Origin of the sequence: Streptomyces sp. N50 (genome assembly GCF_033335955.1) — a bacterium.
Lineage (GTDB): Bacteria > Actinomycetota > Actinomycetes > Streptomycetales > Streptomycetaceae > Streptomyces.
Map to the genome: position 1 here is coordinate 9,358,470 of NZ_CP137549.1, position 20,551 is coordinate 9,379,020.

Annotated in this window: 16 protein-coding genes; 11 read left to right on the forward strand and 5 right to left on the reverse strand. The window is 70.5% G+C overall.

Features of this window, described 5'->3' with window-relative positions:
* Positions 1–8: 8 nt before the first annotated feature.
* A complete protein-coding gene (locus R2B38_RS41540) occupies positions 9–4,070 on the reverse strand; it encodes a discoidin domain-containing protein (RefSeq protein ID WP_318020962.1) in 4,062 nt (1,353 codons plus the stop codon).
* A gap of 222 nt (positions 4,071–4,292) precedes the next feature.
* On the opposite strand from R2B38_RS41540, the gene R2B38_RS41545 reads away from it, so the two are divergent.
* The 11 genes from R2B38_RS41545 to R2B38_RS41595 all read left to right on the forward strand — a co-directional run bounded on the left by R2B38_RS41545 (position 4,293) and on the right by R2B38_RS41595 (position 16,927).
* Positions 4,293–6,422 carry a glycoside hydrolase family 27 protein gene (locus tag R2B38_RS41545; protein WP_318020963.1) on the forward strand — a complete coding sequence of 710 codons (2,130 nt, stop codon included), beginning with the start codon at positions 4,293–4,295 and terminating at the stop codon, positions 6,420–6,422.
* A 104-nt stretch (positions 6,423–6,526) separates the two neighbouring features.
* Positions 6,527–7,819 carry an ABC transporter substrate-binding protein gene (locus R2B38_RS41550; RefSeq protein WP_318020964.1) on the forward strand — a complete coding sequence of 431 codons (1,293 nt, stop codon included), beginning with the start codon at positions 6,527–6,529 and terminating at the stop codon, positions 7,817–7,819.
* A 1-nt stretch (position 7,820) separates the two neighbouring features.
* Positions 7,821–8,756: a sugar ABC transporter permease gene (locus R2B38_RS41555; RefSeq protein ID WP_318020965.1), complete on the forward strand. Its 936-nt coding sequence runs from the start codon at positions 7,821–7,823 to the stop codon at positions 8,754–8,756.
* Complete coding sequence (locus tag R2B38_RS41560; RefSeq protein WP_318020966.1) at positions 8,756–9,604, forward strand: carbohydrate ABC transporter permease; 849 nt, start codon at positions 8,756–8,758, stop codon at positions 9,602–9,604. The genes R2B38_RS41555 and R2B38_RS41560 overlap by 1 nt, the downstream gene beginning before the upstream one ends.
* Positions 9,601–11,664: an alpha-galactosidase gene (locus tag R2B38_RS41565; RefSeq protein ID WP_318020967.1), complete on the forward strand. Its 2,064-nt coding sequence runs from the start codon at positions 9,601–9,603 to the stop codon at positions 11,662–11,664. Before R2B38_RS41560 ends, R2B38_RS41565 begins: the two co-directional genes overlap by 4 nt.
* A 51-nt stretch (positions 11,665–11,715) precedes the next feature.
* Positions 11,716–12,489: an SDR family NAD(P)-dependent oxidoreductase gene (locus R2B38_RS41570; RefSeq protein WP_318020968.1), complete on the forward strand. Its 774-nt coding sequence runs from the start codon at positions 11,716–11,718 to the stop codon at positions 12,487–12,489.
* A 34-nt stretch (positions 12,490–12,523) separates the two neighbouring features.
* Positions 12,524–13,300 (forward strand): FadR/GntR family transcriptional regulator, encoded by a 777-nt coding sequence (locus tag R2B38_RS41575; RefSeq protein WP_318020969.1) that lies wholly within the window; start codon positions 12,524–12,526, stop codon positions 13,298–13,300.
* On the forward strand, positions 13,297–14,442 hold the full coding sequence (gene dgoD, locus R2B38_RS41580; RefSeq protein ID WP_318020971.1) for a galactonate dehydratase: 1,146 nt from the start codon (positions 13,297–13,299) through the stop codon (positions 14,440–14,442). The genes R2B38_RS41575 and dgoD overlap by 4 nt, the downstream gene beginning before the upstream one ends.
* Positions 14,439–15,257 carry a hypothetical protein gene (locus tag R2B38_RS41585; protein WP_318020973.1) on the forward strand — a complete coding sequence of 273 codons (819 nt, stop codon included), beginning with the start codon at positions 14,439–14,441 and terminating at the stop codon, positions 15,255–15,257. Before dgoD ends, R2B38_RS41585 begins: the two co-directional genes overlap by 4 nt.
* Positions 15,258–15,287: 30 nt before the next feature.
* Positions 15,288–15,935: a bifunctional 4-hydroxy-2-oxoglutarate aldolase/2-dehydro-3-deoxy-phosphogluconate aldolase gene (locus R2B38_RS41590; protein ID WP_318020974.1), complete on the forward strand. Its 648-nt coding sequence runs from the start codon at positions 15,288–15,290 to the stop codon at positions 15,933–15,935.
* A complete protein-coding gene (locus R2B38_RS41595) occupies positions 15,932–16,927 on the forward strand; it encodes a sugar kinase (RefSeq protein ID WP_318020975.1) in 996 nt (331 codons plus the stop codon). Before R2B38_RS41590 ends, R2B38_RS41595 begins: the two co-directional genes overlap by 4 nt.
* Before the next feature lie 22 nt (positions 16,928–16,949).
* Here the strand turns inward: R2B38_RS41595 and R2B38_RS41600 are convergent, their stop codons facing one another.
* From R2B38_RS41600 to R2B38_RS41615, 4 genes are all read right to left on the reverse strand, one after another.
* Positions 16,950–17,309, reverse strand: a complete 360-nt coding sequence (locus tag R2B38_RS41600; protein ID WP_318020976.1) for a hypothetical protein — start codon at positions 17,307–17,309, stop codon at positions 16,950–16,952.
* A gap of 28 nt (positions 17,310–17,337) precedes the next feature.
* The gene (locus R2B38_RS41605; RefSeq protein WP_318020977.1) at positions 17,338–18,009 is read right to left on the reverse strand and encodes a SigE family RNA polymerase sigma factor; all 672 of its coding nucleotides are present in this window, start codon (positions 18,007–18,009) and stop codon (positions 17,338–17,340) included.
* A 145-nt stretch (positions 18,010–18,154) separates the two neighbouring features.
* On the reverse strand, positions 18,155–18,634 hold the full coding sequence (locus R2B38_RS41610; RefSeq protein ID WP_318020978.1) for a hypothetical protein: 480 nt from the start codon (positions 18,632–18,634) through the stop codon (positions 18,155–18,157).
* A 189-nt stretch (positions 18,635–18,823) separates the two neighbouring features.
* A complete protein-coding gene (locus R2B38_RS41615) occupies positions 18,824–20,551 on the reverse strand; it encodes an MOSC domain-containing protein (RefSeq protein WP_318020979.1) in 1,728 nt (575 codons plus the stop codon).

Below are 20,551 nucleotides of genomic sequence, written 5' to 3' on the forward strand. Positions count from 1 at the left end.
ACCGACGTCTATGAACTCGCCGTCGCGGGGCGGCTGTTGTACGCCTCCACCTCCAGGAGCGGACGGCCTGAGGCCAGGGCCCGGGACGGCCAGGACAGGGTGACGGTCTGGGACTCGTCGGGCAGCAGCCACAGGTAGTTGTGGCTGTACAGCGTCGGCAGCACGCGATGGCCGGTCGTACCGTCCTTCAGCGAGAGGCGGACCATCGCGGCGACGGCGGGCCCGTGATTGCGGACGGTGGCGGTCAGTTCGGTACGGGTCCCGGAACGGGACACGCGCCCGAGCGTCGCGGAGACCTTCGTCCGCGGCGCCTTGCCCAGTCCCTGCATGGCCGCCGGTGTGCGATAGCGCCAGTAGGTGTTGCGCGACAGCACCCGGCCGTCGCCACCGGTCAGCGTCAGACGGAGGAGATGCAGGTCCGGCAGGTCGTCGGTCCAGGCAGTGCTGAACGCCTTCGTGGTCGCGGCCGGCGCCACATCCAGTCGCGCGCTCCTGCTCCCGCCGAGCCGACGCCCCGTCAGATCCATCAACTCGGCTGAGACCACGGCGTTCTTGAGGCCGTCGCGCGTGTGGTTGACCGCAATGACCTGCCCCTCGGGATCGGCCTGGACATGCAGGGGCTCACAGGCCGAACGGGCGCCGTAGTACGTGCCGTTGACGTCGAAGTCGTAGTCGTAGGTCTGCCACACCGTGCTGTGCCACGCGGGATGGGACATCCACAGCATGAGACCGCTGGCGTTGTCCCAGAGGTTCGCGTTCCAGGCCTCGAACATGGCGCGCGTGTTCTCGTAGTTGACGAACTGGGCCTTGCGGGCGAAGTCGTCCAGGCCGGTGGCCGTTCCGAGGCGCGCTTCTACGGCCGCCTTGTACGTCTGCGGTGCCTGGTTCCCGCGCTCGCTCCAGTCGTGGTAGTACCAGGCGCCGCGGATCGGCCACTCGGGCTCGTCGCCCGTCATGTTCCGCATGCTGGCTGCGGTGGAGACGACGGGCATGCCGATCTCCGTGTGGAAGCCGAAGTCCTTGCTGCCGTAGGTCGTCGGGTCGAAGTACTTCTCCGGCTCCACCCAGCCGTACGGGCCGCCACCGGTGATGATCCCGCCGGCCGAGTTGTTCTGGTAGAGGATGCCGGGGGCCTGTCCCTCCACGGCCTCGCGCATGCCCTGGTCGATGGCGGCGGGCGGGTTGCCCTCGTTGGCGCCGCACCAGATGACCACGCTGGGGTGGATGCGGTAGCGCAGGACGGTGTCCCGGGCGATCGAGTTGAAGGCGTCGTGGTCCGGCGGGTCCATGCCCCACGCGTTGGGGAAGTCGTTCCACACCAGGATGCCGTGCTCGTCGCAGGCGGCGAAGAACTCCTCCCGGTCGGACGTGCCCACCCAGTTGCGGATCATCGTGAAGTTCATGTCGCGGTGCATCCGCACGGCCGCGTCCATCCGCTCCGGCGGCATCCGGCGCAACAGCTCGTCCCAGCCCCAGTTGCCGCCCCGGGCAAGGACCCGCACCCCGTTCACGCTGATCTTCAGCGGGTCGGGGGTGTTGGACACCGACTTCACGTCGGTCCAGGTCTCCGCGTCGTCCGACACCTGGATCACATAGGTCTTCGGATAGGCCGACTCCCAGAGGATGGCGACCCGGTCGAAACGTTTCGGGGCGCCGAGGTCGACCTGGATCCACTGGTGGTCCTCGTACTCCGAGGACCAACGCGTGCTCGTATCGCCGTCGGTGGCGTGTGCGGCCGGGTGGTCGGAGTCCTCGGTGGACGCGGTGGTCTTCTGGTGCAGGGCCAGGTCGGTTGCCGGGGCGGTGCTGTCGACGACGCCGAGGGACCACAGGGAGTTGCCCCAACTGGTGTTGCGCAAGCCGCAGTTGATACGGACATAGCGCGCGGTCCGAGCGGCGAAGTCCTCCACCTGCAGGCTCGCGCTGCCGTTGTTGAAGGGCAGCGGAACCGCGCTGTTGTCCACCGACGCGGCATCGGTCCAGGTGGCGTTGTCGGAGGAGACCTGCACCAAGTAGCTCTTCGCGTACGCCTGTTCCCAGACCAGGTCGACCCCGTCGAAGGACTGGACGGACCCCAGATCGACCCGGATCCACTGGTCGTCCTCGTAGGCCGAGGACCAGCGCGTGCCGGGGTCGCCGTCGGTCACGTTGGCGGCGGCGTGGTCGTCCCCGTCCGTGCTAGACGCGTCCGCGTGTGCGTGCAGGGCCAGGTCGGTGGCGGTCCTTGTGCTGTCGCGTACGGCCAGGGTCCACAGGGAGTAGCCCCAACCGGAGGCCCGGGTGAGGCACTTGACGCGCACATACCGGGCCTGTTGACGGTCGAACGTCACGGACTGCGTATACGCGTCACCGGAGTTGGTGAACGGCAGCGGCACCTCGTACGCGTAACCGAACTGCCGGATGCCGAACCGGGTGGTGCGGCGGTCGCTCTCGGAACCGTCGACCGCCGCGCTGATGGTGAGCTCGTGGAGGGCGGGATCACCCAATCCGTTGGGCCACCACAACTCCGGCTTGCGTAGACGTAGTTGACCGAAGGTGTCAGGCGTGAACGTGACGTCGACGCTCTCGCCGGCCGGCACGGTGACGACCTTGCTGACCCGCACGTTGTCGAAGGCCGCCGAGACCGTCGTCCTGTGGTCGGCGGTGTCGGCGTTGCGGACGGGTACGACGATCGTCAGCTCGGCCACCGACACCTGGGGCAGGTTCGGCAGCACGGTGTCGACGCGCGGGTCGCCGATCACGACATGGCCGGTCGTTCTCAGCCGGACGTGGTTCCAGATGCCGGCGGCCCGGTCGCGCACCGCCGGCATCCAGTCCCAACCCGAAGAGGCCAGGTAGGTGGGGGAGTTGAGGTTCATCTGGTTGGCGCCGGCGTCCACCCAGGACTCACCGGCGGGGCCCTTGTCGCCGGGGCTGCCGGGTACCGGCATGGGCGTGATCCTCACGGCGAGCGCGTTCGCCCCGCCCGTCGCGAGGAACTCGGTCACGTCGTGGGACGACCGGGCGAACGGGTAGGTCAGGCCGCCGACTTGGTGACCGTTGAGCCAGATGTCGGCCGTGTGGTTGATGCCGTCGAACTCCAGCCAGGTCCGCCGCCCGGCACCGGCGCGCAGACCGCGCGGCAGCTCGAACTCCCGCCTGTACCACCAAGAATGACGTGACAGGGCCTCGGGGATGTGGAGGTTGTTCAGTCCGGCCACGGGGTCGGGCAGCTTGCCCTGGTCCACGAGCGAGCCGAGTACCGTGCCTGGGACGGTTGCCGGCAGCCAACTGCTGGTGTCGACGGACGCCGTGGACAGTTCTGTGCCGTCGGCGCCCGCCCAGTCGTCGAGCGTCAGCCGCCATCCCGACTCCACCGGAACCGTGCCGTCCTCGGCCACCGCCAGCTTTGGTGCGGGCCCGGAGTGAGTTCCCCAGTCCGTCCAGCCCGTGGCCGACGGCCGGTGTCCCCGGGCGGTGCCGTAGACCTCGAAGCCGTTGAGGCCAAGGGGGTTGGGGTTGGAGCGGCGGGTCGAGGTCAGCCGTACCCAGCGGGCGGTGACCGGGCGCGTGGGCTGGATGTTCACGACGCCGCCCGTGCCCGACGTGGTGCGGTACACGCTGGTCCAGGTCGTGTGGTCGGTCGATGTCTCGACGACGTACTCGACCGAGTAACTGGACTGGATCTCCTTGCCTGTTGTGCCGTCGGCAGGGTTGCCCGTGGTGGGAGGGGTGAACACCGGGTCGCTCACGTCGGCCTCGAAGGTGAGGCGGATCGACGTGACCTCGCATGCGGCTTGCAGGTCGATCGCGATCCACTGCGGGTCGCCCGCCGCCGCCCGCCATCCGCTGCCGCGCACCCCCGGCGAGGCGAGCCGGTCCACCACGAACGAACCCGGGGTGGGCGCGTAGGCCGTCGAGGAGACGGACACGGGGCGGTGGAGCGCGAGTTCGCCGGGTGTGGCGGGGGAGGAGGCCGCGGTGGCCGACGTGGGCAACGAGAGTCCGAGGCCGAACCCCGCCAGCAAGGTCGAACCCGTGGTGACGACGGAGCGGCGCGACAGGCGTGGCGAACCCGATTGATCTGTCATGAGCGTGATGTCCCATCAAACGTCGGCGGCACTGACAACGTTGCCAAAGGCTGTGACGCGAGGGAAGCTGTGTCAACCCCTGATGCGGCGTTCTAATAAATTAGGAATTAATATTGACAGGGTTTCGGTCGCGCGCCACAGTCGTCGCCGTGACGCCGGAAGCCCCTGTCGCAGTGCGGCCCGCGTCACGTCCTCCTGCTTCCCAACCCTCGGGAGAGGCAAGTGACTTCACAACCGCAGGTCCGCACACCCGCGGCTTCGAGACGGACGCGCCGCGCCACCGTCGTCGCCATCGCGACCGTACTGGCGGCCACCGCCGCCCCGGTGGCCACCGCGCAGACAGGCGCCGACCAGGGCGCACCCGACTACTACGACAGCGGTCTCGCGCCGACGCCGTACATGGGCTGGAACACCTACTACGGTCTGGGCGCGCCCACGGAGCAGCAAGTGCGCAGTGTCGCGGACAAGCTGGTCAACAGCGGTCTGCGGGACGCCGGTTACGACATCGTGTGGCTCGACGGCGGCTGGCAGGCCGACAACCCGCGTGATGCGCAAGGGCGGTTGGTCGCCAACCCGGAGCGATTCCCGTCGGGCATCCCCGCGTTGGTCTCCTACCTGCACAAGCGCGGCCTGAAGGCGGGCATCTACACCGACGCCGGCACCTATGACGGCGGCAAGAGCTGCGGGCTCGGCAGCAGGGGCCACTACGACGCGGACGCGCGGCAGTTCGCCGGCTGGAAGATCGACGCGGTCAAGGTCGACTTCCTGTGCGGCATCGGCGCCAAGCTCGATCCGGGCCCGGCGTTCAAGGAGTTCAGCGACGCGGTCGCCAAGTCCGGCCGCAAGATGCTGCTCAACCTCTGCAACCCGCTCACCGACGACTGGGGCCTGCCGCACACCCCCGAGCAGGACGCGCACAACACGTACGTCTACGGCCCGACGATCGCCGACTCCTGGCGCACCGGCACGGACATCGCCTGGGGCACCCCGAGCCCCGGGCAGTGGCCCAACATCCTGCGCAACATGGACGCGAACGCCTGGCACCCCGAGGCGCAGGGACCCGGGCACTACAACGACCCGGACTACCTCATCCCGATGCGTCAAATGACCGACGGAACGCTGGAGTTGACGCAGGAGGAGTCCACCACGCAGTACGTGATGTGGGCCGAGATGGGCTCGCCGCTCGTGCTGGGTTCCGACCCGCGCACCCTGTCGGACTCGATGCTCGCGACCCTGCGCAACCCGGAGATCATCGCCGTCGACCAGGACCCGCTCGCGGTCCAGGGCGTGCGCGTGGCCAGCGACTCCGTCGGCGACGTCTACAGCAAGGTCCTCACCGGTGACGGCCGACGCGCGGTCGTCCTGCTCAACCGGTCCGACCAACCCGCCCCGCGCACCGTGCAGTTCGCGGATGCCGGGCTCGGCGGGCCGGTCAAGGTCCGGGACCTGCGGGCTCGCGCCGACCGGGGCACGCACACGGGGTCGTACACCGTCGAGGTCCCCGCGCACGGCACCGCGCTCCTGAAGCTGACCGGCGCGGACGCCCTGCCCGGTACGAATCTGGGTCAGAAGGCCACGGCAAGTCCGGCTGTCGTACGGGACGGTGACTCGCTGACCACCTTCCTGCGCGGACCGCACGGCTCGCTCGTCCAGCGGACGGACTCTCGGGTGCGGGATCTCGGCGGTCCCACGAAGGGCGAGATCCTCGGCCAGCCCGCCGCGTACGCCTCGGTCGGCGGCCGGATCGACGTCTTCGTGCGTGGCGCTGACTCCCGGGTGTACCGGAGGGTCTACGTCGGCGGCCGCTGGGGTGCGTGGCAGAGCCTGGGCGGCCGGGTGGCCGACGCGCCGTCGGTGGCGTTCACCGATGCCGCGCACTGGGCGCTGTTCGCCACGGGCACGGACGGGCAGGTCGTGCAGCGCGGTCCGTCGACCGGCTGGACCTCGCTCGGCGCACCCGGCGGCAAGGCGGTGTACGGGCGGCCGTCCGCTGCCGTGGACGCTCAAGGGCGGGTGACGATCGCCGTGCGCAGCGCGGCCGACGACGTGTGGACGCGGTCCCGGGACGTGTCGGGGCAGTGGTCGCCGTGGACGTCGGTCGGCGGGACCGTCAGCGGGAGTCCGACGCTGGTCGCCGTAGGGGACGCCGTGGTGCTGTACGCGCGGGCCGCCGACTACACGCTCTGGCAGCAGCGGTACGAGAACGGTGCGTGGCAGGGCTGGACCAAGCAACTCGCCTTCCCCAGTGCGGCGTTCGACGGTGCGCTCGGGGCGGTGGCCGGGCCGGGTGGGGCGGTCGACGCGGTGTTCCGCGGAGTCGACGGCTATGTACACCTGACCCAGTTCAACTAAATTAGTAATTATTCTTGACGTGGTGGGGACGCCACGTGAATCTGGAACCGCGTGCATCCGGATCTGTGTATCCGGATCCGCGCGGGATCCACAGGGAGCCATCCATGACGAACCACCAGCCAGACCGACGCCGCTTCCTCGCGGGACTCGGTGCCGCGGGGACGGCGGCGCTGCTCAGCGGCTGTGTCACCTCGACCTCATCGAGCAAGAGTTCCTCGAAGGGCGCGGTGACCCTCCAGTCCAACCTCTCCGCCCCGCAGGCCAAGGCCGCGATGGAGGACCTCGTCGCCGCCTACGCCAAGAAGGGCTCCGACCGGGCGAGCCTCAACACGGTCGCCGCGGAGACCTTCCGCACCCAGCTGCCGACCTACCTCACCTCGGCCAACCCGCCGGACGTGTACACCTGGTACCCCGGCTCGGTGGCGGACGCGTACGCCAAGAAGAACCTGCTGCTCGACCTCGACGAGGCATGGACCTCCTCGCCCGACCTCAAGCGGTACTCCAAGGCGCTCAACTCGCTCTGCACGTCGACGAGTTCGGGCAAGAAGGTCTTCGTGCCCACCACCTACTACTGGTGGGGGATGTTCTACCGGAAGTCCAACTTCGCCAAGTGGGGCGTCAGCGAGCCGAAGAGCTGGGACGAGTTCCTCGACCTGTGCGACAAGCTCAAGAGCAAGGGCGTCACCCCGATCGGGCTGGGAGCCGGCGGCGGCACCGCCTGGGTGGCCTCGGCGTGGTTCGACTACCTCGACATCCGCATCAACGGCGCCGAGTACCACCGCCAACTCCTGGCCGGGAAGCACCGGTTCGACGACCCCGAGGTGCGCAAGGTCTTCGACCGCTGGCAGGAGGTGCTGCCGTACTTCGACCCGAACGGCGCCGCCGTCTCCTTCCAGGACGCGTCGACCTCACTGCTCAACGGCCGCAGCGCCATGATGCTCATCGGCACCTTCTTCGCCGACGCGACCCCCAAGAGCGCCCTCGCCGACGTCGACTTCTTCCGCTTCCCGATCATCGACCCGAAGGTCCCGCTCGCCGAAGAGGCGCCCACGGACGGCTACTTCGCCAGCGCCCGCACCGGCCGGCACGACCAGGTGATCGACCTGATGAAGTACCTCGCCACCGCCGAGGCCCAGGAGATCTACATCAAGGGCTCCTCCGGCACCGTCCTGCCCTGCAACCCCGCCGCGAAGGACGCCGGCACCGCCCTGGTCACCAAGGGCCGCGAGCACATCGCGGCGGCCACCGAGATCACCCAGTTCTTCAACCGGGACTCCAGCGACGCCCTCCAGCCCACCGCGGACAACGCGCTGACCAAGTTCCTGGCCAAGCCCAAGTCGATCGGGAGCATCCTCACCGACTGGCAGCGCGACGCCGAGAAGATCTGGAACGCCTGACATGGCCGTCCTGACCGCGCCCGACCGGAAGTCCCCGACCCGAACGCCCGCCCCGGGCAAGCGGGTTCGGGGCCCCCGGCGCACACCCCCGCTGGTACTCGCCTTCGTCCTGATCCCGTTGCTCGCCGAGTCGGTGTGGGTGTTCTGGCCCGCCGCGCAGGGCTTCTACCTCGCCCTGACCAAATGGGACGGCGTCTCCCCACCGCAGTTCGTCGGCCTGGGCAACTTCCGGGAGATGGCCCACGACGAGGTCTTCCGCAGCGCGGCCGGCCACACCGTCCTCTGGCTCGTGCTCTTCGGCGGCCTGTCCGCCGTACTCGGCCTCGCCGCCGCACTCCTCCTCCAACAGGAGCGCCGCGGCGTCGGCTTCTACCGCGCGGCCCTGTTCCTGCCGGTCGTCTTCTCACTGGTCGCCACCGCCCTGGTCTGGCAGGCGATCTACCAGCCCGACGGCGTCCTCAACCAACTCCTGCAGTCCGTAGGCCTCGGCAGCCTCCGCCACGCGTGGCTCGCGGACCAGGACACCGCCCTCTACGCCGTGATCGTGCCCGCGCTCTGGCGCCAGATCGGCTACGTCATGGTCCTCTACCTGGCCGGCCTCAAGGGCATCGACCCCGCCCTGTACGAGGCCGCCAAGGTCGACGGAGCCAGCGCCTGGCAGCGCCTCCGGCACGTCACTCTGCCCCAACTCCGCAGTGTCAACGCGGTGGTTCTGTCGGTCATCGTCATCGACTCGCTGCGCTCCTTCGACGTCGTGTGGTCGCTGACCCGCGGCGGCCCCTACCACTCCTCCGAGCTGCTGAGCACCTACATGTACTCAACCGCCTTCCAGTCCCTGCGCCTCGGCTACGGCTCCGCACTCGCCGTCGTCATCTTCGTACTGGCCTTCGGCGTCATCTGCTCCTACCTCGTCCGCGCGTTCCGGGAGGCCGACTGATGTCCGCCAACTCCACGGCCCTGCGCCGCAAGCGCGCCGCGACCGCCGGATTCCACCTGGGCGCGGGCGCGTTGGCGATCCTCTGGCTGCTGCCCATCGCCCTGGTCCTGGTGACCAGCCTGCGCTCCTTCGACGACATCGCCGCGAACGGCCTGGGCAGTTGGCCGCACTCCTTCACCCTCGGCAACTTCCACCAGGCATGGGTCGACGGCGGCCAGCAGCGCGCCCTCATCAACAGCCTGATCGTCACCATCCCCTGCGTCCTGATCACCCTGGCCCTCGCCGCGATGGCCGCCTTCGCCCTCAGCCGCTACGAAGTCCCCTTCCGCCGCTCCCTGTTGCTCCTCATGCTCGGCGGCAACCTCCTCCCACCGCAGATCCTCCTCATCCCGGTGTCCAAGCTCAGCGAGGTGATGGGCGTCTTCGACACCCTGCCCGCGCTCATCGGCGTGCAGATCGGCTTCGGCGTCGGCTTCTACGTCTTCGTCCTGCACGGATTCATGCGATCGATCCCGACGGAGATCCAGCAGGCGGCGGTCGTCGACGGCGCCGGCCCCTGGCAGATCTTCTGGCGCATCATCCTCCCGCTGACCCGCCCCGCCCTCGCCGCGCTCAGCGCCCTGTCCTTCACCTGGATCTTCAACGACCTGCTCTGGGCGATCACCGTGCTGCGCAGCGACACCAAGATGCCGATCACCGCCGCCCTCATCGGACTTCAGGGGCAGTTCGTCTCGATGTGGAACGTCATCGCGGCCGGTTCCGTCATCGCCGCCGCGCCCACGGTCGCCGTCTTCCTCCGCTTCCAGCGGCACTTCGTGGCCGGGCTCAACCTCGGGGCGGTCAAGTGACCTACCAGCGCTGGACCTTGCGCACGGAGAACACCAGCTACACCGTGCGCCTGTCCCCGGACGGCCCCTGGGCCGAACTCGACGCATGGGGCCCGCTCGGCGTCGAGGACGGTCCCTCCGCCCTGGACTGGTCGAGGCGCACACACTTCATCACCCCCGCCGACGCGGCACCGGCCGAGTATCTGCCGTACGGGCTACGGCCGTTCACCGGATCGGAGCTGGTGGCGTCCCGTCCGGACGGCGAAGACCGGGGCGTGTGGTGGCAGTTCGCCGGGGCCGAAGAGGACGAGGGCACGCTACGACTCGCCTTCCACGACGAGCAGTTGGGCCTCCGTACCGTCCTTCACTACGAGACCGTGCCAGGCACGGACGTGATCCTCCGCTGGACGGAGTTCACCGCCACGCGCGAACTACGCCTGGAGCGGCTCGACTCGGCCGCCGTGAACATCCCCGTCACCGGAGTCGCCCGCCTGACCTACCTCACAGGTCAGTGGTCGCAGGAGTTCCAGCGCACCCAACTCGACCTGCCCAGAGGCACGTTCACCATCGGCAGCCTGCAAGGTGCGCCGGGACACGCGTACGCCCCCTGGCTCGCGGTGCAGGACAGCGAGGCGCAGTCGGCGTACGGCATCGCCCTCGCCTGGCCCGGCAACTGGCACATCACCGCCGAGGCCGAACCCGGCGGCGCCCTGCGTGTGCGTGCGGGCCGGGTCCCGCACGAGGGAGCGGTGCTCCTCGCCCCCGGCGAGACCCTCGCCACCCCCCAACTCGCCTGCGCCTTCAGCCCGGAGGGACTCGACGGACTCTCCCGTGTCTGGCACCGATACGAGCGTCACCTCACCGGCGAACGCCTGCACCGCCCCCGGAAGGTCCTCTACAACTCCTGGGAAGCGACCGGCTTCGACGTCGACGCGGCCGGTCAACTGGAGCTGGCGAAGACGGCCGCCGACATCGGGGCCGAGCTGTTCGTCGTGGACGACGGCTGGTTCACCGGGCGCGCCGACGACACCGGGGGACTGGGTGACTGGTGGCCGGACCCGGCCGCCTTCCCACTGGGCTTCGACCAATTCATCGCGGACGTACGGACGTTGGGCCTGGACTTCGGTCTGTGGATAGAGCCCGAGGCCGTCAGCCCTGGCAGTCGTCTGTACGCCGAACACCCCGAGTGGGTCTACCGGATCGAGGGCCGCCCCGGCCGACTCGTCCGCAACCAACTCCTCCTCGACCTCGGCCGCACCGACGTCCAGGACTTCGTGATCGAGACGCTCGACCGGCTGCTCGGCACCTACGACATCAGTTACTTGAAGTGGGACATGAACCGCCCGCCCACCGAGCGCGGCCGTCCCGGTGCCGGCCGCGTCGATCTCGACGCCGAGCATGTGGCCGGCTACCTGCGGGTCCTCGACCACCTCCGTTCCGCCCACCCCGACGTCACCGTCGAGGGCTGCGCGGGCGGCGGCGGGCGGATCGAGCACGCGACGATCGCGCGTACGGACGTGGTGTGGCCCAGCGACAACACCGCACCGCTGGACCGGCTTTCGACCCAGTACGGGTTCCTGCACGCCCATGCGCCGCACGTCATGAGTTCGTGGGTCACCGACGCGCCCGGCGTTTTCGACCCTCGCCCGCGCAGTCTCGCCTTCCGGTTCGTCAACGCCATGTGCGGGGTGCTGGGCATCGGCGCCGACCTGCGCGCGTGGACGCCGGAGCAGCGGGCCGAGGCGGCTTGGTGGATCGGCCGGTACAAGGAGGCGCGGGAGGTGATCCACCATGGCGAGGCACGGCTCCTCGGTTCGCCGGAGGAGCCGAGCTGCGGGGTGCAGTACGACGCCGGGGACCGGACCGTCGTAGCGGCGCTGAGCCCCGGGCGTCTCGCCGGCGCCCCACTCGTACCGGGGCGGATGGACCGGCTTCGGCTGCGGGGACTGGACGCGACGGCGCGCTACCGGGACGCGGCGACCGGGACGTCGTACAGCGGAGCGCATCTGCTGCATTACGGGCTGCCGTTCGCGTGGAGTGCCGATCATGACGCGGACCTGGTCGTGCTGATACGCGAGTGAGCCCCTTATGTTTCCAGCAAGCCCTGACGCGCGAAGGAGTCGAACCCCACGATGGACCAGCCCGTACGACGGCACGGCACCCGCTTCACCGGACGCACGGCCGTCATCACCGGAGCGGCCTCAGGAATCGGCGCCGCCACGGCCGTACGCCTCGCCGAGGAGGGAGCCGCCGTCGTGCTCGCCGATGTCGCCGAGGAGCGGGGTGAGTCGGTGGCGGAGCGGATCGTCAAGGACGGCGGGCGGGCGCGGTTCGTGGCCGCCGATGTCGCGGTCGAGGACGACTGGGCGCGGATCGTCGGCGCCGCGCACACCTTCGGGCCCGTCGACGTCCTCGTCAGTAACGCGTTCACCGTCGACGTCACGCCCGCCCACGAAATGACCCTGCCGTCCTGGCAGCGGCAACTCGACGTCAATCTGACCGGTAGCTTCCTCGGGTTCCGGGCGGTGCTGCCCGATCTGGAGGAGCGGCGGGGTTCGGTGGTGCTGACCTCGTCCGTGCACGCCCACAAAGGAATCCCCGGGCACCCGGCCTACGCCGCCGCCAAAGGTGCGTTGCTCTCCCTCTGTAGCCAACTCGCAGTCGAATACGGGCCAGTTGTGCGCGTCAACGCCGTCCTGCCGGGACCGATACTGACCGCGGCCTGGGACAGGGTGCCGCCCGAGGAACGGGAACGCAGCATCGCCGAGACGGCCGTACGCCGCTTCGGCACGCCCGAGGAAGTGGCCGCGGCCATCGCGTTCCTCAGCGCCGACGAAGCCTCCTACATCACCGGGACGAGTCTCGTGGTGGACGGCGGCTGGAGCGTCGTCAAGGCCTCCGCATGACCACGCTCCCCAACCAGCAGAAAGGCTGTACGACATGACGCCCTATGCCCGTCGAGGCGTCCACGGCCAGACCGTGGAACTCCTCGCCCGCCGCATCCTGGGCGGTGAGATCGCCGAAGGAGCCACGCTCGATCTCGTGGCGCTGCAGAGCGAGTTGGACGTGAGCCTGACCGCGCTGCGCGAGTCGCTGAAGGTGCTCGCGGCCAAGGGGATGGTCGACGCCCGGCAGCGGCGAGGCACCTTCGTGCGCCCCCGTGCCGAGTGGAACCTGCTCGACGCCGATGTCCTGCGCTGGCAGTTCGAGGGCGCCTCCACCTCGGAGTCCGACCGGGCGCTGCTGCACAACCTCGCCGAGGTGCGCGCCATCATCGAACCCGCCGCCGTACGCCTGGCCGCCCAGCGCCGAACCGACGCTGATCTGGCCGCACTTGACGGTGCCCTCGACGCGATGGGGGAACAGGGCGGCGACGCCGCCCATGCCGTCGAGGCCGACCTCGCCTTCCACCGCGCCCTGCTCGCCGCGACCCACAACGAACTCCTCGAACGCATGGAGATGGTGATCGAGTCCGGCCTCGCGCACCGCGACCGGATCGTGCACAGCGCCCCGCACAGCGAGGACCCGGTCCCCGCCCACCGTGCCGTCCTGGACGCCGTACGCGACCGGGACCCGCAGGCCGCCGAGGCCGCGATGCGCGCCCTGCTGGACCAGGCCGGCCGCGACCTGGACCGGCTGGACGACTCCGACGAGGAGGGTTCCCCCGTGGACTCCGCACAGGACTCCGAAGAAACGGAAGGCTCCCGGTCTCAGTGAAGATCACCCGTGTCGAGACCTTCCTCGTCCCGCCCCGCTGGCTGTTCTGCCGTGTCGAGACCGACGAGGGCGTGGTCGGCTGGGGCGAACCGGTCGTCGAAGGGCGCGCCGAGGTCGTCCGCGCCGCCGTCGACGTGCTGGCCGAACACCTCGTCGGCCAGGACCCGTTGCGCGTCCAGGACCACTGGCAGGTCATGTCCAAGGGCGGCTTCTACCGGGGCGGCCCGATCCTCTCCAGCGCAGTCGCCGGCCTCGACCAGGCCCTGTGGGACATCGCCGGGAAGACCTACGGCGCCCCCGTGCACGCCCTGTTGGGCGGCCCCGTGCGCGACCGCGTCCGGGTCTACGCCTGGGTCGGCGGCGACGAACCCGCCCAACTCCGCGAGCAGATAGCCGCCCAGGTCGAGGCCGGTTTCACCGCCGTCAAGATGAACGCCGCCGGAGCCACCTCACCCATCCCCACCCCCGCCGAGACCGCCGCGATCGTCGCCCGCGTGGCCGCCGCCCGCGAGGCACTCGGCCCCGACCGCGACGTCGCCGTCGACTTCCACGGCCGCTTCACCGCCGCCGGAGCCCGCCGCGTCCTCGCCGAACTCGCCCCGCTGCACCCGCTGTTCGTCGAGGAACCCGTCCTGCCCGAGCACGGCCGTCAACTGGCCGGCCTGGTCGCGTCGAGCCCGGTACCGCTCGCCACCGGCGAACGCCTGTACGGACGCGGCGAGTTCCTGCCCGTACTCGCCGCGGGCATCGCCGTCGTCCAGCCCGACCTGTCCCACGCCGGCGGTATCTCGGAGGTCCACCGCATCGCCTCCCTCGCGGAGGCCTACGGCGCTCAGCTCGCCCCGCACTGCCCGCTGGGCCCGATCGCCCTGGCTGCCAGTCTGCAGGTCGCGTTCGCCACCCCCAACTTCCTCATCCAGGAACAGAGTCGGGGCATCCACTACAACAAGGACGCGGACCTGCTGTCCTACCTCGTCGATCCGGCGCCCTTCCGGTTCGTCGACGGCCATGCGGTGCGCGGTGACGCCCCCGGCCTCGGCATCACCATCGACGAGGCCGCCGTACGCGCCGCCGACCGGACCGGTCACGCCTGGCGCAACCCCGTGTGGCGGCACCCCGACGGCTCCTTCGCGGAGTGGTGACCGTGCCGTTGGACATCGTTATCGACCGTGCCCACGGCGGGCGTTGGACCTCGCTGCGGGCAGCGGGGCGTGAGTGGCTGTGGCGGCGCGAGGCTCCGGAGCGCGACAACGTTTCCCCCGGCGACACCTTCGTGGACGCGGGTGGCCTGGAGGAGTGCGTACCGACGGTCCGGGGCGCTCCCGACCACGGTGACGCCTGGTCAAGACCGTGGAGTCGGGAGGGAGTCGCGGATGTCCTGCACTGCGATCGCTTTACGTTGGCGCGGACTGTACGTGCGACCGACGATGGGGCCGAGGTCGACTACGTCCTGACGGCCGACGTGGGCTTCCGCTTCGTATGGGCCGCGCATGCCCTGCTCGACCTCTCCGACCACGCGTCTCTGCACATCCGTGACGGAGCGCGCACGCGGCTGTTCCCTGAGGCGGAGCGGCTGTTGGAGCGGGCGTGGCCGGACGGTGCCTCATGGGTGGAGGGTGACTGGCCCGTACCGTGCGGACTGCGCCTGGACCGGTTGGGTCCGGATGACGGGACCGCCGTAGGGGCGGTTGTGGACGCTTCCCGCTGCTGCGTCCATGACCAGGCCGACCGACTCTCCCTCGCCCTCGATGCCGACGGACAGCCCGTGTCCATCGCGCTGTGGCGCAACCTCGGCGGTTTTCCCCCTCAACACCCTTATCGGAGCACGGGCGTTGAACCGATGCTCGGCCGCGTCTTCGACCTCGCCGAGGCGGGCCCTGATGACGCCGCCCGGGTACCCCCCTCGGGCGAAGTGCGGTGGCGGCTGACGCTGGCCGCGAACTGCCGTTGCGCCTGAACCGACCTGTACAGGAAGGGAATTCGTCACATGGATCTGCGAGCGGCCCTGGCCGCACACCGCCTCGTCGCGATCATCCGCGGCACCGATCCCGAGGCCGCGGTACGCACCGTACTGACCCTCGCCGAGGAGGGCGTCGAACTGATCGAGGTCTCCCTGACCGGTACGGACGCCCTGTCCGTCATCGAGCGGGCCCGCAAGGAACTCGGCCCCGACCGCCCCCTCGGAGCCGGTACGGTCCTGACCGCCGACGACGCCCGCGCCGCCCATCGAGCCGGCGCGAACTTCGCCGTCACCCCCGCACTGGGGGACGGCATCCGCGAGGCGCGGCGGCTCGAACTGCCGCTGATCGCCGGAGTGTTGACCCCCACCGAGATCCTCGCCGCACGCCCCTTCGGTGCCGCCGCGCTGAAGATCTTCCCGGCTGCCGAAGCCGGAGGTCCCGCTTATCTGAAGGCGTTGCGGGGCCCGTTCCCGCACGAGGTGTTCGTGCCGGTGGGCGGTGTCGACGCGGAGGCCGCCCGGGCGTATCTCGACGCCGGGGCGACCGCCGTCGGCGTCGGTTCACCTCTCGTCGGTGACGCGGCCGACGGCGGCAGCCTGACCGCGCTGCGCGCCCGAACTCGCGCTCTGCTGACCGTCGTAGAGGAAGCCTCGTCCGTGCGGGAGGTGTCATGACGAACGGATGGGAGTCGGCCGGAGGTGGGGTCGTCTGTATCGGGGAGACCATGGCGGCCCTTGCACCCGACCCGTCCTCGTCGCTGGAGTGTGCTGACGATCTGCGGGTGTCGGTGGCCGGGGCCGAGTCGAATGTGGCCATGTACTTGGCCGACTTGGGGATTCCCGTCTCGTGGCTCTCGGCCGTGGGCGACGACCCGTTGGGGCGGCGCGTGCTTGCGGAGGTCGCCGCCGCCGGTGTCGATGTGAGTGGTGTGCGGTGCGATCCGGAGCGGCCCACGGGGCTGCTCGTGAAGGAGCCGAACGGTTCGCGGACCCGGGTCCACTACTACCGGGGCAACTCGGCGGCCTCGGCGATGGGCCCGGACGTACTCGACGACGACAAGCTGAGATCGGCCGCTGTCCTCCATCTCACGGGCGTGACACCGGCGTTGTCCCCGTCCTGCCGGAGCCTGGTGACCACCGCGCTCACCGTTCCGGCCGCTGAACGCCCGTACGCCATCAGCTTCGACGTCAACCACCGCCCCGCGCTGTGGCCGCCGGGTACGGCCGCCACCGTGCTGCGCGATCTGGCCGAGCTCGCCGACATCACCTTCGTCGGGCTCGACGAGGCACGGGAGTTGTGGGGCGCGGACCTCGAACCGGCCGACGTACGGGGGCTGTTGCCGCAGCCACGCCTGCTGGTCGTCAAGGACGGTGGCCATTCCGCCATCGCCTTCAGCGACGAAGGCGTACGGATCGTGCCCGCTCTGGACACGGACGTGGTGGAACCCGTCGGCGCGGGCGACGCGTTCGCGGCCGGGGTTCTGACTGGTCTGCTGCGCGGGGACGGCATAGAGCGTGCGCTGCGGTTGGGACACATCACGGCCGCCTCGGCGCTTCAAGTGACCGCCGATCACGGCCCGTTGCCGGACAGCGCGCGGATCGAGTGGCTGCTTGGGCTTCCGGCGAGCGAGTGGGCGACCGGGGCCGGGAGCACTTTCTGTGGGTGAACAGGTGCGTCATCGTGCTTGCTCAACGATTGGGCGACGCGTCGACGTCGCCCGACTCAGGAGGACCAGGTACGGCATCCATGGTGCTGGGGGTGGGTGACACCGAGGGGCGGTTCGCGGGACCGACCGGTGGTTCCCGGACCTCGTGGATCGCCAGGAACAGGACGCCGATCACCGCGGCGGCCACGACGAGCAACGCGACGGCGGTGCGGCGGACGGGGTGCAGGGCCGGGAGCCGGAGCAGCCGGGACCGGCTGGTCGGTGGGGTCGCGGGACGCAACGCGTGCAGGTCGACGGCGTCGGCCCGGGCGCGCAGGGCGTTGCGCAGCCGTTCTTCGAGGGGGTCCGGAGGGAGGCCGGAACCGAGGTCCTGCTCGATCATCGGGACGCCTCCGGGGTCACGCGTGTCGTCATGGGGACGCCTCCAACTCTCGGCGCAGGGCGGCCAGTGCGCGGCTCGCGGTGGATTTGACCGCGCCGCGGGACAGGCTCAGGGTGTCGGCGATCTGGGCCTCGCTGAGATGGGACCAGTACCGCAGGACCAGCACTTCACGTTGCCGCCGGGTCAGCCGGTGCAGGGCGGCGATCACCTCTCCGTGCTCCTCGCGCAGCAGCACGGGTTCCTCGGCGGACGGGGCGTGCCCTTCGCGTTCGGGGACGTGGGCCCGCACGGTACGGCGGCGGCGCAGGACCGAGCGCGAGGTGTTGACCACGCTGGTGCGCAGATACGCGTCGGGGTTGTCCAGGCCGGTGAGGCGCTCGCCGTGGCGGCGGTACAGGGCGGCGAACACGTCCTGCACGACGTCCTCGGCCGTGGGGAGGTCGTCCACGAGGAGCAGGGCCAGGCGGACGAGGGGCAGCCGGCGGTGGGTGTACAGCTCGTCGATGCCGGGTTCGCCGAGGTCGGCGGGGACGGCCGGTGCGTCCGTCGCCACCGGGAGGTCCTCGCGCGGTTGCGACATCCCGCGCACCAGGTGCCGTAGCGCCCGGCGCAGCGCGTCCGACCAGGTGCGCGCCGGGAAACGTAGGGGCCGGTGTCCGCCCGTCGGCATGCCGTAGGCCGGGGTCGTAGCTGCGTTCATGGATCTCCAGGACAGCAAGGTCTTCGTACATGCGCCCGGTTTCGACGGGCGGGCGGTGGGGCCGCCGGGCAGGTACCCGGCGGCTCCACCTCGGCACGGGCCGGATGAACGGCCCGTGCCGATCAGCGGCGGTTCGGCGCGCGTGTCAGCGCTTGGCGGGAGCGGGCTTGGCGTCCCGGGCGGAGTGGTCCGGGGCGGTGTCCTTCCCGCCGGGCACGGCGTCGACCGGGGTGCCCTTGCTCGGGTCCGGGGCGGTGCAGTCGTCGCCGGGCACCGCGTCGACCGGGTCGTCGCCGAGGAGGGTGTACGACACCTGCTTTCCCTTGTAGGGACCGGCGATCCCGTCCGGCACCGCGTCGACCGCGTCGCCGCTGAGGGTGGTGTACGACACCTGGTCTCCCTTGACGGGGACGGCGCCCTCGCCCGGCACCGCCTCGACCGGCTCCGGGCACTGGTCGGCGGGCGTGCTCTTGGCGGGAACCGGCTTCGGGGCGGGCGCGGAGTTGTCGGCGTGGGCGGTGAAGGAGCCGCCGACGGCGAGCGCGGCGGCGGCGCCGGTGACGCCCAGGGCGATCCGTACCCGGCCCGCGCGGAGGCTGCGGCGGGCGGTCTGACCTGCGGACATGTGATTCCTCGAATCGTCGATGCTGACGGGACTGGCGGGCCGCCGCCACGGCTGGCTTCCCGTGGCGAAGGCCCTGGCTCGGAGGCGCCTCCACCCGGACAGACGTTCCGAGGGCATCGAGGTTGCAGGTCGGAAGAATCTTTTCTACGGGGCGTGCGGGACGGAGCTCAGCGGCGTGCCTGACGGCACTCACATGTCCAGGACGATGTCCGTGCCGGGCCGCGCGCAGCAGATCAGGATCTCGCCGTCGGCCGGTGGCTCCAGCGGGTCGGGGGAGTAGGTGATCGTGCCGGACAGCAGGGGTGTGACGCAGGTGTGGCAGACGCCGGTGCGGCAGCTCCAGCGGGTGGGTACGTCGCAGGCGTCGGCGAGTTCGAGCACGGTGCCGTTGGTGTCGGCGTCGAACGGGACGTTGATGCCGCTGCGGGCGAAGGTCACCAGCGGGCCGGTTCCGAGTGTGCCCGGGGGCTGGTGGGGTGCGCGGGCGGGGTGGTCGGTGAGGCCGGGATTGATGGCGCCCAGCGTTCCGAACAACTCGGTGTGGATGCGTTCGGGGTCGATGCCGGCCTCGGTGAGGGCCTGCCGCATGTCGGTCATGAAGGGCGCGGGGCCGCAGATGTACGCGGTCGCGTCGGCCGGGATCGACAGCGCGATGAGCTTGTCCTTGGTCAGGCGTCCCGGTGCTGCGTGGGCGTGCCGCAGTTCCTCGGGTGTGGCCGCGCTGTAGAAGACGTGCTCGTGCGCGTCCGGCAGCCTGGTGAGCAGCTCGTGTGCCTCGGCCGCGAGGGGGTGTTCCCGTGGTCCGCGGGCGCCGTGGATCCACCAGACCTCCCGCTTGCTGCCCTGCGCGGCCAGCTCGTGCAGCATCGACAGCACCGGCGTGAGACCGATGCCGGCGGAGACGAGGAGCACCGGTCCGCTGTCCTCGGCGTAGACGAACTCCCCACGGGGCGCGGCGACTTCGAGTTCGGTTCCGGGCCGTAGCCGCGTGGTGAGGTAGCCGCTCGCGGTGCCGTGGGGCTCGTGTTTGACGCTGATCCGGTAGGTGCCGGCGTCGGGTGCGGCGGAGAGTGAGTAGCTGCGTACCGGGGCGGGGCCGGTCGTGGTGGGGACGCGCAGGGTCAGGTACTGGCCCGCGCGGGCGGCCGGGAGCGGGGAGTCGTCCGGGGCTGCCAGCCGGATCGAGGTGACCGTCGTGCTCTCGGGGACCACCTCCGTCACCCGCAGCGCGCGGAAACCGGCCCAGGCCGGGTGGGCCGCGGTCGTCAAGTCGTCGGCGGCGGCGAGCAGTTCACGGAACGACCCCTGCCAGCCGGGGCTCAGCGCGGGCACGTCCAGCGCGAGGCGCAGCTTGGCGGGGTCGCGGCCGGGGAGGTAGAGCAGCGCGTCGATGTCGGCGACGCTCAGCGCGTTTGGACCGGTCCTGGTCCGTACGATCCGGTCGCCGGCCTGCACCCGCCCCTCCCGCACGACCCGCATGTAGAACCCGGGCCGGTGATGGCTCACCAGCAGCGCGGCCAGTTCGGGTTCGCCGAAGCGCATGCCGACGCGGTAGCAGGTGACGCGCGGCTGGGTGACCTCGAACTCGGCCTCGCCGATGCGGTACCGGTCGCCGACGCAGACCTCGTCGTCGGGCAGGCCGTCCACGGTGAGGTTCTCGCCGAACTGGCCGTAGCCGAGGTCGTCGCGGCCGAAGTGCCGCTGCCAGTGCCGGTACGACTGGATCTGGTAGACGAGGACCGCCCGCTGCTCGCCGCCGTGGCCGGCCGTGTCGCCCTGTCCGTCGCCGTCGATGTTCAGGCGGCGGACCATCGCCGGGCCGACCACCGGGTATTTCCATACGCCCGTATAGACAGTCTTGCCCTGCCAGGGAACGTCCTTCGGCATGCCGACATTCACCGACAGCAGGGTGGGCAT